This is a genomic window from Lactobacillus sp. (assembly GCF_051893255.1).
In the GTDB taxonomy this organism is placed as follows: domain Bacteria; phylum Bacillota; class Bacilli; order Lactobacillales; family Lactobacillaceae; genus Lactobacillus.
Genome location: NZ_JBJFHB010000095.1, coordinates 1 through 15,344 on the forward strand (window position 1 = coordinate 1; position 15,344 = coordinate 15,344).

General features: G+C 48.7%; 13 protein-coding genes. 4 read left to right on the top strand and 9 right to left on the bottom strand.

The genetic code is table 11. The features are described 5' to 3' along the window. Positions 1-58: 58 nt before the first annotated feature. Positions 59-526, bottom strand: coding sequence for a hypothetical protein (locus ACI4WN_RS08895; protein WP_279189750.1), 468 nt, complete (start codon positions 524-526; stop codon positions 59-61). Between the two features lie 18 nt (positions 527-544). After that, a complete protein-coding gene (locus tag ACI4WN_RS08900; protein WP_439777880.1) occupies positions 545-2,422 on the bottom strand; it encodes a flavocytochrome c in 1,878 nt (625 codons plus the stop codon). 144 nt (positions 2,423-2,566) lie between these two features. Here ACI4WN_RS08900 and ACI4WN_RS08905 point away from each other — a divergent pair, with 144 nt between their 5' ends. Continuing rightward, positions 2,567-3,499, top strand: a complete 933-nt coding sequence (locus ACI4WN_RS08905; protein ID WP_439777867.1) for a LysR family transcriptional regulator — start codon at positions 2,567-2,569, stop codon at positions 3,497-3,499. A gap of 52 nt (positions 3,500-3,551) precedes the next feature. Here the strand turns inward: ACI4WN_RS08905 and ACI4WN_RS08910 are convergent, their stop codons facing one another. From ACI4WN_RS08910 to ACI4WN_RS08930, 5 genes are all read right to left on the bottom strand, one after another. Next, the gene (locus ACI4WN_RS08910; protein ID WP_439777868.1) at positions 3,552-4,745 is read right to left on the bottom strand and encodes an MFS transporter; all 1,194 of its coding nucleotides are present in this window, start codon (positions 4,743-4,745) and stop codon (positions 3,552-3,554) included. Positions 4,746-4,888: 143 nt separating this feature from the next. Beyond that, positions 4,889-5,821 carry a shikimate dehydrogenase gene (aroE, locus tag ACI4WN_RS08915; RefSeq protein WP_439777869.1) on the bottom strand — a complete coding sequence of 311 codons (933 nt, stop codon included), beginning with the start codon at positions 5,819-5,821 and terminating at the stop codon, positions 4,889-4,891. Between the two features lie 82 nt (positions 5,822-5,903). Beyond that, on the bottom strand, positions 5,904-6,662 hold the full coding sequence (gene aroD, locus ACI4WN_RS08920) for a type I 3-dehydroquinate dehydratase (protein WP_009557924.1): 759 nt from the start codon (positions 6,660-6,662) through the stop codon (positions 5,904-5,906). A 25-nt stretch (positions 6,663-6,687) separates the two neighbouring features. Then, positions 6,688-7,905 (bottom strand): MFS transporter, encoded by a 1,218-nt coding sequence (locus tag ACI4WN_RS08925; protein ID WP_439777870.1) that lies wholly within the window; start codon positions 7,903-7,905, stop codon positions 6,688-6,690. 20 nt (positions 7,906-7,925) lie between these two features. Further along, positions 7,926-8,858: a shikimate dehydrogenase gene (locus ACI4WN_RS08930; protein ID WP_439777871.1), complete on the bottom strand. Its 933-nt coding sequence runs from the start codon at positions 8,856-8,858 to the stop codon at positions 7,926-7,928. Between the two features lie 207 nt (positions 8,859-9,065). Here ACI4WN_RS08930 and ACI4WN_RS08935 point away from each other — a divergent pair, with 207 nt between their 5' ends. Then, the gene (locus ACI4WN_RS08935) at positions 9,066-9,986 is read left to right on the top strand and encodes a LysR family transcriptional regulator (RefSeq protein WP_439777872.1); all 921 of its coding nucleotides are present in this window, start codon (positions 9,066-9,068) and stop codon (positions 9,984-9,986) included. Positions 9,987-10,068: 82 nt separating this feature from the next. On the opposite strand, the gene ACI4WN_RS08940 is transcribed toward ACI4WN_RS08935, so the two are convergent. After that, positions 10,069-10,215, bottom strand: coding sequence for a hypothetical protein (locus ACI4WN_RS08940; protein ID WP_439777873.1), 147 nt, complete (start codon positions 10,213-10,215; stop codon positions 10,069-10,071). A 105-nt stretch (positions 10,216-10,320) separates the two neighbouring features. Beyond that, positions 10,321-12,156: an FAD-dependent oxidoreductase gene (locus tag ACI4WN_RS08945; RefSeq protein WP_439777874.1), complete on the bottom strand. Its 1,836-nt coding sequence runs from the start codon at positions 12,154-12,156 to the stop codon at positions 10,321-10,323. A gap of 261 nt (positions 12,157-12,417) precedes the next feature. Here ACI4WN_RS08945 and ACI4WN_RS08950 point away from each other — a divergent pair, with 261 nt between their 5' ends. Further along, on the top strand, positions 12,418-13,134 hold the full coding sequence (locus ACI4WN_RS08950) for a YczE/YyaS/YitT family protein (RefSeq protein ID WP_439777875.1): 717 nt from the start codon (positions 12,418-12,420) through the stop codon (positions 13,132-13,134). 198 nt (positions 13,135-13,332) lie between these two features. After that, positions 13,333-14,571 carry an MFS transporter gene (locus ACI4WN_RS08955; protein WP_439777876.1) on the top strand — a complete coding sequence of 413 codons (1,239 nt, stop codon included), beginning with the start codon at positions 13,333-13,335 and terminating at the stop codon, positions 14,569-14,571. The last annotated feature ends 773 nt before the right edge of the window (positions 14,572-15,344 follow it).

Sequence of the window (15,344 nt, forward strand, 5' to 3'; positions counted from 1 at the left end):
AAGAGCCTAGGTAAACCTAGACTCTTTTGACGATCATAGTGGAATTGTTAAAAATACTCTACTTAACGTACTTTTGCGCAACCTTTTTGCCTAAAGCTACTGCCGCAAAGGAGGCAATGTAGGAAACAATGAAGCAAGGAATCCAAGCTTCTTTGCAACCATTTAGGTAAGCCGTCATTCTGGCAGCCTTAGGAATGGCTTCGTTGTAGAAGATGCTGGCACCCGTACAAATAAAGGTGTTGAGAGTGTTCAAAACAACTGAAGGGATGATGCCTTCAACCAAGCTGTAGGCCACCGTGCCTTCTTTCAGGTGGAAGAGGCCGGCAAACCAGGCACCCCAAGCGTTGTAGGGGATAAAGAGGCTGGCTACGAAAACGATTAAGTTGATTTCTGCCGTTAATTCGAAGAGGTTAACCCAAGTAAAAGGCAGGTGGTTCAAGAAAATGATAAAAATCGCCATCACCAGCCCCATGAAGAGGGATAAAACCGTGGTTAAAATCGTGCCAAAGTGGCTCTTGTAAAACATACTTGTTTCCTCGTTTTTTTAGTGAGACGCGCCGCTAGCTGCGTCAACAGTGGCGTTTTCTTCGTTAGCCGTGTCAGCGGCAATCCGGCCAAAGGTGAAGATGTCAGCCAATGAGTTACCACCCAAACGGTTGCCGGCGTGCAAGCCACCAGCATTTTCACCAGCTGAGTACAGACCTGGAATGACGTGGCCTTCTTCGTCCAAAACGTGAGCCTTAGTGTCAATTACCAAACCGCCCATCGTGTGGTGGATAGCTGGCTTACGAGGGGTTGCGTAGAATGGTGCCTTTTCGCACTTCAAGTGGAAGGCACTCTTGCCGAATTCTGGGTCATGACCAGCATCAACGTAAGAGTTGTACTTCTTGATGGTGTCAACCAAGACTTCTGGGTCCATGCCTACTTGCTTTGCCAAGCCTTCCAGAGTGTCATCTCTAAAGAGGGTGCCAGCTGCCACTTGGGCATCGATAGATTCTTGAGTGGTGTTGTAAGCAGTCTTCTTGATTTCATCATCGGCAATCAAGTAGAAAAGGCCGCCGTTAGCAATCGCTGCCTTAGCCAAAGTGTCACGTTCAGCAAATTCGTTAACAAAGCGCTTGCCTTCTTTATTAACCATGATGAAGTTTTCTGGTGGAGTTTGCAGACCAGTGAAGAGTTCACCCGTTACTGGGTCAGAAACTGGCATCAATTGGATGAAGCCCATCCCAGTTAAAGCAGCGCCTGCTTCTTGACCCAGGGCAATCCCGTCACCAGTGATGGCTGGGGAGTTGGTGGTGGCGATGTCGTCATCAATGTGTTCCCAGTAAGTGTTGTACTTTTGCACCATCTTGGTGTTGGCCCCAAAGCCACCAGCCGTCAAGATGACGCTCTTAGCGTGAACCGTTACCTTAGAGCCATCAGTCTTTTCAGCGATGACGCCAGTTACCTTGCCATTTTCAATGATCAGGTGCTTAGCACGGGTTTCCGTCAAAACAGTTGCGCCATGAGCCTTTACCCAGTCGCCTAATACGTGGATGAAGGCGTAGCCCATTGGTTCAACTGGCTTATGGCCACGACGCCACAAGGCTCCAACTGGCATGGTAACGTCACTTCTGTCAAAGTCAACGCCCAAGTCAGTCAACCACTTAACTGAGTCCAAAACATTGTTAACCAACGTGTTAACCAAGTCGTACTTACCGTGGATTTCGTTGCCATTTAAGTCAGTCCGCTTGCCGCCCAAGTAAGTTTGGATTTCGTGCAGACGAACTGAGTCAAAGAGGTAGTCAGCACCAGAGTCAACGTAGTCCTTGATTTGGTCACGAAGTTCTTCAAAGTCCTTCACGTATTCTGGATCAATTTCGCTAGTTGGCATTGCTGCCAATTCTTCCAGGGTTTCCTTTTCACCTGGCAAGGACTTAAATTGCTTTTGCCAGTCTGGTTCAGCAGCGTTCATTGGACCACCAGCACGGGTAGTGTTACCACCGATTTGCGGAAACTTTTCTAAAATAACAACTTGCTTATCGTGTTGGATTGAGCGCGTAGCAGCAGCCAGACCAGCCCCGCCGGCCCCGATGACAACAACGTCAGTGGTATATTCAGCATCTTCACCAGCAGCGGCTTCCGGCTTTGCCCGCTTCTTCCATTCTTCAGCATCCCCGCCGGCTTCGTTAATGGCATCAGCCACCCCATCAATCACCCCTTGGCTGGAAATTGAGGCACCAGAAACGGCGTCAACGTTCAAAGTTTGGCCGGCGATGATGGCTTGTGGCAAGCGCTTGAAGACTTCATCAGCGATCCCGCTAGTTTCACCGCTGGCGTCAACTTCGATCTTTTCAACCTTATCTGCTGATAAAGTAACTTCCATTGGCATGAAGCTTGAGCCGTGTCCCTTAGCCTTAACCTTGTAGGTACCTGGATTCATTGACATAATTTTTCTCCTTTTCGTCTTTTTGTAATCGTTTACTTGTTATACGTCAATTATACAGCAAGCACTTACAATTTGGGAAATACTTGTGTTATTATAGGTAACGATAACAAAAATATTATTGATGTAAGGAATGATAAAATGCACGATCCAGACATAATGCTAACCTACCTTGAAGCCCTGCTCAAACACAGCAACTTTACCAAGGCAGCCGGCGAACTCTACATTTCTCAGCCCTACCTGACTCAACTAATCAAAAGAGTGGAAAAAGAGCTGGGAGCCACGATTGTCAACCGTAAGCAAACGCCCTTTACCCTAACGGAAGCGGGACAAATCTACTATCAATATTTAGAAAATGTGTCAGCTCAAAGACAAAAGCTCAATTCTCGCTTAGAGCGCTATAGCGAACAATACCGTGACCGGGAAATCATCCGGATCACTATTTTGGAAACCCTGGGCACTTTTTTGCTGCCTGAAATTATTCCGCCTTTTTTAGCCAGTCACAACAATGTGAAGGCTCAGATTTTGGAAGGCTTCCCCCACCAAAGCGAAGAGCGCATCTTGGGTGACCAAGCAGAAGTCTACATGGGCCAAACGCCCGAAACCCTGGATAACAACATCCAGGCTTACATCAACGGGGGCGAGCCATATTACGTAGTAATCCCTGCGCGGTCCAAGTTCTTTATTCCGGGAGAATTCATATTGGACCCAAGCACTTATGATCTCAAGACTCTTTTGCAAGAGCCCTTTATCCTCAGTACTTCTGGCTCAGCCATCCGCCGGCAAATTAACGGGATTTTCCAAAACTACCACGTTGTGCCCCACATCGTGGTGACTTCTGATAGCGTGATTACGGCGACCAACCTGGCCATCCACGGTCTGGGTCTAACCATTTCAGCAGCCAGCATCATCAAGCGGATACGGCAGCAGCCAATCAATCTTTACCCGATTGATCCTGACTTAATGCGCATCACCTACTTTATCGGCGTCAAAAAGGGCAAGAAACTCACGCCAGCCATTGAAGACCTGATCAAAGACTTCCAAGAAGCCAACTTAAATCCTTCAATCCACTAAAAAAGAGGCAGACTTTCGTCTGCCTCTTTTTCATGCTGTTGACAATTAAGGATTATTTACTCTTTTCCTTGCGGCTGCTGCCCTTAACCATAATTGCCAAAATCGTGCTGACCAGCATGTTGATAATGTTCAAAATCACAATGTTACGCGGAGCACTGCTGCCAGAAATACTGGTGATCCAGGCTGCAAGTGAAATAATGGCAAAGTTAGCAAAGGCGGAGAAGAAGCCGGCCCAAGACTGAGCCGTGGCCTTCATGTCCGCATACAGTTTACCTAAAACCGCCAAGGTTAATTGGTATAAGCCACTAGCCGCAAAGAAACCAACTACCAAACTAGTGACATAGAGGATCCATGGCTTTTGGATGAAGTAAGCCAGAGCCAAGCCGACTGCCGTAATCAAAGGGTAGTAAATCAAAATATCAATTTCCTTAACACCCTTTTTAACAATCAAGGAATTAAGCAAGACTGCCACTGAAGCCCCAATTGCATAAACTGACTGCAGGGTACTTGGCTGGCTGATGCCGTATGACCGGGCAAGTTCTTGGTAGGTGTTGATCCATAAAAGAAAGGCAGCTGTCGTCGTGAAGCCCATCAAGATCAAGCAGACCGTGCCAACGTTAAAGCGGTGCTTTTGTACAGGAACTTCTGCTTGGGTCTCAGTTTTGGCCTTTGCTACCTGGCTTGGGTATGGGGCAAAGATTAAAATAACCGCCAGGGCTAGGTAGAAGATCCCCGTTGCCATAAAGACCACCCGGTAAGGCAGGCCGATAAAGCCGCCCAGCATAATCGCTACCGGCAAGAAGAATTGGCCTAAGTTGATGGCAAATTTTGACATCAAACCTGCTGCTGAGGCAGCTTTCGGGAAAATCTCCATCAAGGTTGGGAAGTTGGAGGAGTTCAAGAAGGAGTTGGAAATCCCGCCGATAATCGCAATGATATAAGCTACCGTCTGGTTTGGTGCGTAAAGCAGGCCGATGTAGTAAATGGCCCAGCCCAAGTGACCAATTACAGCGCTGATCCGGCGGCCAAATTTATCTGAAACTGGGCCGGTAATTAGAATGGAGATAATCCCCCCAATCCCAACAGCCCCGCCCACGGCTAAAACGCCGGCAATATTGGTATGCCAGAGCTTGGCAAATTCTGGCTTAAATTGGGCCAGAAGCGACATCCCCAGCCCCATAATGAAGTAGGAAAAGTAGATTGCAGCTGTCGTTGATCCATAGCGTTTTTCTTTAGTTTCAGTCATAGTTTCCACCCTTTCTCTCAATTAACGATCAAAGCATCTTTATTACTATCATACCAATCTTTAAAGCGCTTACCAAAAATATTTTTTTTAATTATTAATCAAAATATTCAATTAAAAAAGGCATCCAACTGGATGCCTTTTTGCTACGCCTCATCTACAATCTTACTGATGTAGTCGACCGGCATCTCCTTGCCCGTCCACAGCTTAAAGGAAGCAGCACCTTGGCCAACAACCATGCCTAGGCCATTGTAGATGTGCTTCACTCCAGCCTTTTTCGCAATCTTCATCAGCTTGGTTTCCCGCGGCTGGTAGACCGTGTCGCTGACCACCATGTCCTCGTGCAGCCAAGATGGATCTTCGACTAGGGACAAATCGTCTAGTGGCGGCATCCCTACCCCGGTCGCGTCGCAGTAGATGTCTGATTCCGCAATCGACTTTTTGAAGGCTTCCTTGTTCTCCATTGCATTCAGGCTGCAGCGGCAGTCCGTCTCTTGGTTGATCAAGGCAACCTTTTCCTTAGCCGGTTCCCAGTTCCGGTCATGGATGTTAAAAATCCGGATTTCCGCAGCACCCGCCAAGGCGCTGGACACGGCAATCGGAATCGCGGCACCGCCGGCACCGGCTAGGGTGATCACCTTGCCAGCAACCTCTTGGCCGTCTTCCTTCAAGGAGTTGACCCAGCCAATCCCGTCTGTAGTGTAGCCGGTCAAGACGCCGTGATCGTTAACTACCGTATTGACAGCGCCGCACATTTCCGCCGTCTTGTCCAGCTTGTCTAAGTACGGAATAATCGCTTTTTTATTGGGCATAGAAACGTTGGCGCCCCGCATCCCCAGCATCCTAATGGCCTTCACCGCCCCTTCAAGCCGGTCACCCTCCACCTCAAAGCAGAGGTAGAGCCCGTTTAAGCCCAGCTTGGCAAAGGCGTTGTTGTGCATGGTTGGGGAAACCGAGTGGCGGATGGGGTTAGCCAGGAGGCCGACCAGGATCGTGTGTCCGTCCAGCCAGCCGGTGATGGGACCGGTCACGCCAGTAATCGCTGTTTCATTAATGTCGTTGTTTCTTTCGTCTTGCATATTTTAGTCCTATCTGCCAAAAAGCTCCCCATGTTGCAGGAGAGCTTTTTAGCTTATTAAGCTTTAGAGAGTTGAGTGAAAATTAGTGCAATTCCAAGTATTGTTCGGCGTTGCGCAGGTCTTCAATTGACAATTGACCTGGTGCTGAAACCTTGCCAACCGCCCCAAAGGAGAGGCAAGAACCGAAGACTTGACCAGCCACCCGGCTAACCTTGCCTAGGTCAGCCATGGCCATGGTGATGATTGGGTTAGCCAATTCCTTGTGCACGTCGTTAGTGGCGCTGAGCAAGGTCAAAACGTCGTCAGCGCTATGCGGCATGCAGGCCAGTTTTGGCACGTCGGCGCCCAGTTCAGCCATCTTCTTCAAGCGGAATTCGATGACGTCCTTAGCTGGCACCTTTTCAAAGTCGTGGTTGCTCATGATCACTACCACGTTGTAGTTGTGGGCTTGAGCTACGATTTCCTTAACGCGCTTTTCGTCATGGAAAAGTTCTACGTCAACGGCATCACCCAAGCGGTTTACGATCACGGTTTGTACCAGGTCCAGGTATTCGTCTTCGCCCAGTTCCAAAACGCCGCCTTCGTTCTTGGTTCTAAAGGTTACCAAGACTGGCAATTCACCGACAGTTTCGCGGATCTTTTTGGCAGTGGCAATCAACTTTTCGTTGTCCTTGATGCCGGCTTCGTAGTAGTCGATCCGCCATTCCATGATGTCTGGCTTAGCGGCTGCAATTTCCTTGGAAGAAGCCAAGATTTCTTCTTCGCTAGTCCCGACGTTTGGTACGGCAATTTTTGGCAAGCCTTCGCCCAAAACCATATTTCTAACTTTTACAGTAGCCATTTTTATCCTCTATTTTTTTAAAAATCTACTTCTTCAGTGAACCGAATAAGTGCTTGTAACGAACCGCGATAATGCTGGTGTCGATGAAGCCAAGCAAAGCAACGATCACGTCAAAGAACATAACTTCTCTCATCCCTGGCAAAGCGTTGATCACCAACGGAATGGTGAAGGAAGCGATAGAACCGGCCGTGTAGAAGAAGCCAGTAACCGTCCCCTTGCCAGCTGGGAAGAAGTCGGCCATGACAGTCAACCCCAGCTGCATTACGCCGCCGGCTGCAAAGAAACCAACCGCGAAGGCCAAGATTGCCATCAAAACAGCGTTAGCTGGGTAAGCCCACATCAAGAAGATGGCGATGAAGGCACCCAAGGTGTAAACTGGCACCAATTGGACTTCCTTGAACTTGCTGCCGATAACTGCAGTAAAGAGAACGCAGCAGATTGACCCTAATGAGTACCAGGAAACCAGGGCGTGAGCAGCGCTGTCGCTCATGTGGCTGATGGATTGACCATATTGGGTTAACATCTGGCTGACCATGTAGAAGGTAGCTTGAGAAATGTAGCCGTAAAGGATGAAGAGGGTACCGTCAAGCCACTTGTTGGACTTAACTGGTGCAGTGCCTTCTTTTTGCGCAGCTGCTTCAGCTTCTTCAGCCTTCTTTTCATCAGCGGCGGCAACGGCCTTGGAGTCTGGGAAGGCACCCTTGATGAAGTAGATGCCAGTGATGACCAGGATGGCAGCTGGGATCACGATGGACCAGCCGTACCATGCACCGGCGCTTGCCAAGCCGCTAACGATGAATGGCAAAAGGAATTGGGCACCAGAGATGAAGGCCTTCAAAACCACGTTGGACGTACCCTTAGCATCTGGGAAGATTTCCATCAGGGCTGGATAAGTACCAGTGTCCAGGAAGGAGTTGGCCATCCCGGCGCAGATCCCCAGGATGTAAGCCACAGTTACGCTCTTAGAGAAGAGCAAGCCAACGAAGAAGATCAGGTAGAAGACGATCCCCAGTTGGACAAAAGGCTTCCGGCCAAACTTGTCAGACAAAATACCGGAAATCAGCAAGTTGATGATCCGGCCGATCCCTAGTGAGGAAACGACAGCAATCGCACCCGTGGTAGTCGTGCCCCATTGGTGGGCCAGGTTGGTCGCGTTTTGTGAGATGATGATGACGCCCATGCCGTGAACAAAGTAGTTCATGTATAGCATGAAAGCCGTCAAGAGGTATTTGTTCTTTTTCATGATTCTTACTCTCTACTAAATTAGTTTTGGTCCATGATTTCTTGGATGTAGTCAGTTGGCATTTCCTTGCCAGTCCACAGCTTGAAGGCAGCAGCACCTTGTTCGATCATCATGCCGATCCCGTTGTAGATGTGCTTGACGCCAGCTTTTTCAGCAACTTCCATCAACTTAGTCTTGCGAGGAGCGTAAACAGTGTCAGAAACAACCATGTCTTCGTGGAACCAGGATGGGTCGTCAACCAGGGTTTGGTCTTGGAGTGGGTTCATCCCTACGCTAGTAGCGTCGCAGTAGATGTCGGATTCAGCGATGGACTTCTTGAAGTCTTCTCTGTCTTCCAAGTGGTGAACAGTTGCTACGCAGTCAGTTTCCTTGTTGATAGTGTCAACGTTCTTGACTGCTTGTGCCCACTTGTCGTCGTTCAAGTTGAAGATGCGGATTTCCTTAGCGCCAGAAAGTGAAGCAGTCACAGCAATTGGAGTAGCAGCGCCGCCGGCACCGGCCAAAGTGATGACCTTGCCCTTAACATCTTGGCCGTCCTTGTTTAAGGCTCTCAGCCAGCCCATGCCATCAGTGGTGTAGCCAGTGAGTACGCCGTGGTCGTTAACGATGGTGTTGACGGCGTCGCACATTTGGGAAGTCTTGTCCAGCTTGTCCAGGTATGGGATAACCTTTTTCTTGTTAGGCATTGAAACGTTTGAGCCGCGCATGTCCAAAGTACGGATGGCATCAATGGCAGCTGGCAGCTTTTCATTGTCGATTTCAAAGCAAAGGTAGGCACCATTTAAGCCCAACTTAGCAAAAGCGTTGTTGTGCATGGTTGGTGACATGGAGTGACGGATTGGGTAAGCCATCAAACCAACCAAGATGGTGTGACCGTCCAGCCAGCCAGTAATTGGGCCGTTAACGCCCTTAACCGTAGTTTCTTCGATCTCGTTGTTTCTTTCGTCTGCCATAGTTAAATCTCCTTAAAACAGCATGTTACTTTTTTCTCAATTCACCATTATGTTATCGTTTTCAATGATGGAAATAAATAAGGCTGTTTCTTTTAATTAATCAAAGACTTTTATTGTTTTTTAAATCACGCTACAATAATGGTATGAACCAGTAAATTTTTAGCATATCGAGAATACGAGTAACAGCGCGTTTTTTAGGAGGCAAACATGAATATTCGGCACCTGCGCTTTTTTGTCGAGCTGGCAAAGACAGAGCACATGGCCAAGTCAGCGGAAAAATTAGGCATTTCACAACCATCCTTGTCCTATGCCATCAGCAGCATTGAAGAGGAGTTGGGCGTTCCCCTGTTTGAAAAAGACGGGCGCAACATCCGCCTGACCAATTACGGCAAGATTTACCTGGAATACGTCAAAAGCGGCCTGAACGACCTGGACCAGGGCAACGAGTACATTGCAGAGCTTTTAGACATCAACCGGGGCCACATCCGGATCGGCTTTACTTTTACCATGGGCCAGGACCTGATCCCGCAGCTGATCTACGAGTTTAAGCAAGAGCCAGACACCGAGAACATCTCCTTCTCCTTTGTGCAAGGAACGACCGAGGAATTGGTGGAAAAGCTGGTCAACGACGACCTGGACCTGGTCGTTTCCTCGGCGCCGGACACGCCGGCCTTGGAAGAAGAAGTGACCATCACCCACTTGGTGGACCAGGAAATGCTGGCGGCGGTGCCTTTTTCCAATCCTTTGGCTAAAAAGGATTCCGTCAGCCTGGCCGAGCTGACCAAGTACCCGCTGATCTACTACAGCAAGGAGAGCGGGCTGCGCAAGCGGCTGGACAAGATGTTCCGCGACGCAGGCTTGACGCCGAAAATCGTCATGGAGTCGATGGAAGACCACACCATCATCGGCTTCGTCCACTGGGGCTACGGGGTCGCCGTGATCCCCCACCTGCCGCAGCTGGACCCGAAGACGGTGAAGCTTTTGCACATCGATGACAACGTGGGCATCCACCCGATTTTTATCGTGAAAAAGGCTAACCACTTCTTGACCCCAGCAGTCACGCGCTTTGAGGAGTTCATTCTGACGTACTGCCGCAAACATTATAATAACGAGCACAAGCTGGTGTAGCTTGGCTGTGTTGGACGCGCTATTTGGCGCGTTTTTATTTTGGGCTGGCGGCGGTGTGACGGGGGGTGGTCCCCAATCTATGTCAACTCAAATCGGTTGACTCAACTTGGGGGAGATTTTCGCCAAAATCCAGCTCGGTTGACATACTTTGGGGGAGATTTTCGTCAAAATCCAGACCGGTTGACATACTTTGGGGGAGATTTTCGCCAAAATCCAGACCGGTTGACATACTTTGGGGGCAACCCCATCCCACAGCTAAATAAAACAAAAACGCCGAATCTGACGATTCGGCGATACCTAAAAAGTTTTTGTAAGAGAGATTATCAACGTTAAATTAGTGGCTGGCTCCGCTGGTTACGTCTGGCTTAGGCGCCGGAGCGGCGTGGTGGCTAGCCCCCGTCACTGCTTCAACCTTAGGCGCTGCAGGCGCAACACTAGCGCTCGTCACCACGTCAACCTCACGGTTGTTACAGTTGTCGGCGGCGGCGGTCCCAGCTACGAAGCCAGAAGCATATGACCAAGAATTCATCATGGATGGCATGGAGTCCTTGCCGTTAGCCCCGCCGACGATTTCACCGGCTGCGTAGAAGTTTTCAACCGGCTTAAAGTCAGCGTCCAGCAGCTGCATCTCTGGCGTTGCTTCGTAGCCGCCCAAGGTGGTGCAGAAGCGCAGCTTTTGTTCGATCAAGTAGAAAGTGTCCCCTTCATATGGGTGCAGGAACTTCGCATCCCGGCCAAATTCAGGGTCGGCACCATTTTTAGCGTATTCTTGGTACTTTTCAAAAGTTTCCTTCAAATTGCCGTATTCCACGCCAGCCTTTTGCGCAACCGTAGCCAGGTCGCCCTTGACCAAAATTGGGCTCTTCTTGCCGTCGTTAGCAAAGAAGCCTTGCACCTCTTCTTCGTTGAAGCCGTACTTCAGCATCAATTCGTAGAAGCGGTCCCAGATGCGTTGGTCCATCAAGACAAAGCAGGTCTTGTCTGGCTCAGCAGCGATGGCGTCGCGGAAGTGGGTGTATGGCAGACTTTCGTTAACCACCCGCTTGCCGGCCCGGTTGACAAAAATAGCCCCCATGTCACTGGCTTCCTTGGTGGAGTAAGTGGTCAGCTTGGCAATCCCTGGTTCAACTTCCAAGCCGTGCGGGTAAACCTTGTACCAGTCCAGGTTGCGGCTGGCCAGGTTCATATTTTTGGCAAAAGTAAAGTAGTCCCCAGTTGAGGTCATTGGACCGTAGTAAGGAATGTCAGTCTTGCCTTCCTTGTAGTCCTTAGCGCCCCAGCCGCCGGCAGCCATGACCAATGACTTGAAGTTAACGGTCGTAGTTTGGTGCTTGCCTTCAGCCACCAAGCTGGTCAAGACGCCCTTGTCGTTTTTCTTCAAGGCTTCTACTCGAGCATCGGTCAGCAGGATCCCGCCCTTAGCTTCAAAGGCCTTGGCAACCTTAGTTACAACTTCGTAAGAGCTTTGACTTGGCATTTCCACCTGGCGGTTGACGCTGTGTTCGATGGTTTGGGTTTCCGCCTTTTGGTAGGTCAAGTCAGCAAAATCAGTGATGAAGTCGATCGCCTTGCCGATATTGTTGGCCAAAAGGTGGGACAGTTCTGGGTAGTTGGTGCCCCGGCATTCCTTGGTAATGTCGTTAAAAAGTCTCTCTGGTGAGTCCTGGTCTGCCAGTGGACCAAACAGCTTTTTAGCTAGTCTTGAACCAGTAGCGGTAACGTTAGACCCGTTCAAGATGGAGGCCCCACCAACGTAGCCGTTCTTTTCCAAAACGACAACCTTCTTGCCCATGGACAAGGCGCGGCTGGCAGCCAAGAGGCCGGCCATCCCGGAACCGATCACGGCCACGTCAACGTTCAAGGTCACGTTCTTGTGAGTGGTGTCGACCTTGCGGGCAACTGGGCGCACGCCGTTTTCAGCCAGGGCCTTTTTACCAGATTCCAAAATGGCCTTGGTCATGATGGAGGCCCCAGAAATGGCGTCAACGTCAAAGCTTTGGGCAGCCAAGACGTTATCGCGCAGCTTGCCAAAGGCCTGGTCAAAGACGGCCTTGGTTTCTGAGCTCTTTGTGACCTTCAAGTCAGCCAGTTGTTGGTCAACGACTTCGATTTCAAAATCAATTTCACCATTGCGCCCTTGTGCTTGGGCTTTGATCGTTTCTTTACTCATGAAATGGTTCTCCTGAATCTTGTTATTGTTGTAAATTTGGTTTATTTTTCTTCTACAATCGCTTTCATTATATAAAAACCGGGCTAGTTAAAAAATAAACAAAGTTCGGTTTATTGATAGAGCCTTTTTATTGTTAAATACGATTCTATAGAAACTAATTGATTATTAAAAGAAATCTATTAAACAAGAGCGCCATTCTGCCTTATAATGGTACAGCCTAAAGAATCAACCTTATAAAAAGAAAAATGGAAGGAACTCAATTTGCACAACCTTGTACTTTCCTCTAAAAAAGCCTCAGTTAAACAGAACACTTTTGACCCCATGCCCAGAAGACTCTTTGCCCTGGCCATCGGCCTCACCCTCAACGCCTTTGGCAACGGCCTGACCATCTCCAGCAACATCGGAGCTGCTCCTTGGGGCGCGTCGGAAGTCAACCTGGCCCACCTCTTTCACGTCAATATCGGGATCGCCATGTTTGTCGTGGGCTCAGCCGTCGCCGTGATCAACCAGCTGCTGCTAAAGAAAAAAGATTTTCTGCGCTTTGCCGGCGAAGTCATCTTCATCGCCAGCTTCAGCTGCTTTATCAACCTCTTTACCGACTTCTTCACCCAGATTGGCCTACCCCATGCAGCTTTAGCCTGGCGGATTGCGGTCGGCTTTTTCGGAATCGCCATCTTGGGCGTTTCAATTTCTTTTTACCAAAGAGCCAACCTGATCATGCACCCCAACGACAGTACGACCAATATCCTGCGCTTTCTCTATTTAAAAAATAACGTCGTGAAAGCCCAGTTTATCAACTTCCTGGTGCCTCTGGGGATGACCGGGATTTGCTACCTTATTACTGGAAAAATTTATTCCGTCAACATCGGCACGCTGCTAATACTTATCGTCAATGGGCCGATGATCGCCTGGGCTGACCGGCACCTTTGGCATAGTCTCCATCACAACGTTAAGCAGCCAAAAGCTATTCATGATTAAGTCTTTTTCGATCCTCCTTTTAGGGGGATTTTTCTTTTGCGTTTGAATCGTTTGATTTTCGTTTGAATCGTTCGAACAAAAGTAATAAGTTATGAGCCTTAACTAAATCTTGACAATCTTTAGAAAAAAGTAATATATTAGAAGCAATACAAAATAAGTAATGTCCGTGAGCATTAGTTTTGGAGGTACAACTAAATAATGGATAATACCCAAAATACAGCTATGTCCACTAACCAAAAGTGGGTTTTGGCATCCATGTCATCTGGCTTCTTGCTGGAAAACATGGACGTCATGTTCTTGTCATTCTCCCTGTCCGAAATCATTGCGCAGATGCACATCTCCGCAGCGGCAGGTGGCTTGATCGGGACCTTCACCAACCTCGGCATGTTCTTCGGTGGCGCTTTGTTTGGGCTACTTGGAGATCGTATCGGCCGCGTGAAGACGTTTAGCTATACGATTTTTCTTTTTGCCATTGCAACTGGCTTAACCTATTTCGCCCACAGCATCAACGTCCTCTATGCTCTGCGCTTCTTAGCCGGGATCGGGGCCGGGGGTGAATACGGCGTCGGGATCGCCTTGATTGCCGAAAACTTTGAATCAAGTCAAATCGGCCGAGCCAGTTCTGTTGCCGCTATCGGGGGCCAGATTGGCTCCATCGTGGCTGCCCTCTTAGCTGCCTGGATCATCCCCAAGTACGGCTGGAACACCCTTTTCCTCTTTGGGATCGTCCCAGTTGTCTTGACCTACTTTGTTCGCCGCCACGTTAAGGAAAGCGACGAATTTCTGAAGGCCCATGAAAAAGCCCAAGAAACCCACGAAAAGATTTCCTTCGGCCGCCTGTTTGAAACGCCGCGCCTGGCCTTGCAGACTTTGGGCCTGATGGTGATGACCATCGTTCAAATTGCTGGTTACTTCGGCCTGATGAACTGGCTGCCATCCATCGTGCAAAAGAAGCAGGGCTTGTCCGTTTCCGGCTCTTCTTACTGGATGATCGCCACTATTGTAGGCATGAGCATCGGGATGATGGTCTTTGGGACCGTGATGGACAAGATCGGTCCTCGCTGGGCCTTCGGCATCTTCCTTTTGGGCAGTGCCATTGTGGTCTTCGCCATCGTCAACGTCACTAGCTACTGGGCTATGCTCTTTGCTGGCGCTTTGACTGGCTTCTTCTCTAACGGGATGTTTGGCGGCTACGGCGCGGTGATCAGCCAGCTTTACCCAACCGAAATCCGGTCAACGGCTAACAACCTGATCATGAACACCGGCCGGGCCATCGGCGGCTTTTCATCCGTGATCATCGGCCTCTTGATGGACCACTACAACCTGTACGTGGTTATGGGCTTCTTGTCCGCCTTGTACATCATCAGCTTCTTGGTCATGATCACCCTGCCTGGGCTCAAGCAGATCCAAGCTGCTAAGAAGCAGGCCAAGGCCTAAACTTAACTTTGTTAAAAAATATTACCCATACCATGTCAAAAGAGTCTCAGCGCTAGCTGAGGCTTTTTAATTTCTTCACAAAGTTAATGATTCCACTTTCAAAAAGTTGGTGAAGCGTTTACTAATAGGATCATTTTTAAATAATCAAAAAAGTGAGCAATTTTTTTGATTATTGCCACAAATCAGAGTATTATATACTTCGAAAGTTATGCGGCTAGTTATTTTTCTCATTTTTTCTCCTTCAGTCGTTATAATTTTCGGTACCTGCTAGTCGCAAGACCGGCAGACCTCTTATGGCAGCGGCTATGCCTTAGTATGCTTTTGCTTTTCTATTTATGTTACTTGTTTTTTTAACCAAGGCATAGTCAAGCCAAACGATATGTATTTCAACATTTTTCGGTTCCTGTCTGTATAGACAGATAGACTTATTTTTTCCTTACTCATCACATGCGACTGGGGTTATTTACTCCTATCACTTTCCTCAGTCGCTTCAAGTGCACTACATAATGTAGCAAACTTAAGTTTTATCACATCACATTTCTAAAGAAGCAGCCCTCCCAGGCTGCTTTTTTGTTTTCAGGGTGCATGGTGCACAAAAGTTGACTCAACTAGCCAAATCGTTGCTCATGATCTTACTCAAGTAACGAAAATACTGCTCACGATCTTACTCAAGTAGCCAAAATACTGCTCACGATCTTACTCAAGTAACGAAAATATTGCTCACGATCTTACTCAAGTACGGAAAAAGCTGCTCATAATCTTACTCAAGTACG

What these genes read in the sequence shown, in the direction of transcription:
- ACI4WN_RS08895 (WP_279189750.1), bottom strand. Translation starts at nt 526, where the DNA reads ATGTTTTACAAGAGCCACTTTGGCACGATTTTAACCACGGTTTTATCC.
- ACI4WN_RS08900 (WP_439777880.1), bottom strand. Translation starts at nt 2,422, where the DNA reads ATGAATCCAGGTACCTACAAGGTTAAGGCTAAGGGACACGGCTCAAGC.
- ACI4WN_RS08905 (WP_439777867.1), top strand. Translation starts at nt 2,567, where the DNA reads ATGCACGATCCAGACATAATGCTAACCTACCTTGAAGCCCTGCTCAAA.
- ACI4WN_RS08910 (WP_439777868.1), bottom strand. Translation starts at nt 4,745, where the DNA reads ATGACTGAAACTAAAGAAAAACGCTATGGATCAACGACAGCTGCAATC.
- aroE (WP_439777869.1), bottom strand. Translation starts at nt 5,821, where the DNA reads ATGCAAGACGAAAGAAACAACGACATTAATGAAACAGCGATTACTGGC.
- aroD (WP_009557924.1), bottom strand. Translation starts at nt 6,662, where the DNA reads ATGGCTACTGTAAAAGTTAGAAATATGGTTTTGGGCGAAGGCTTGCCA.
- ACI4WN_RS08925 (WP_439777870.1), bottom strand. Translation starts at nt 7,905, where the DNA reads ATGAAAAAGAACAAATACCTCTTGACGGCTTTCATGCTATACATGAAC.
- ACI4WN_RS08930 (WP_439777871.1), bottom strand. Translation starts at nt 8,858, where the DNA reads ATGGCAGACGAAAGAAACAACGAGATCGAAGAAACTACGGTTAAGGGC.
- ACI4WN_RS08935 (WP_439777872.1), top strand. Translation starts at nt 9,066, where the DNA reads ATGAATATTCGGCACCTGCGCTTTTTTGTCGAGCTGGCAAAGACAGAG.
- ACI4WN_RS08940 (WP_439777873.1), bottom strand. Translation starts at nt 10,215, where the DNA reads ATGTCAACCGGTCTGGATTTTGGCGAAAATCTCCCCCAAAGTATGTCA.
- ACI4WN_RS08945 (WP_439777874.1), bottom strand. Translation starts at nt 12,156, where the DNA reads ATGAGTAAAGAAACGATCAAAGCCCAAGCACAAGGGCGCAATGGTGAA.
- ACI4WN_RS08955 (WP_439777876.1), top strand. Translation starts at nt 13,333, where the DNA reads ATGGATAATACCCAAAATACAGCTATGTCCACTAACCAAAAGTGGGTT.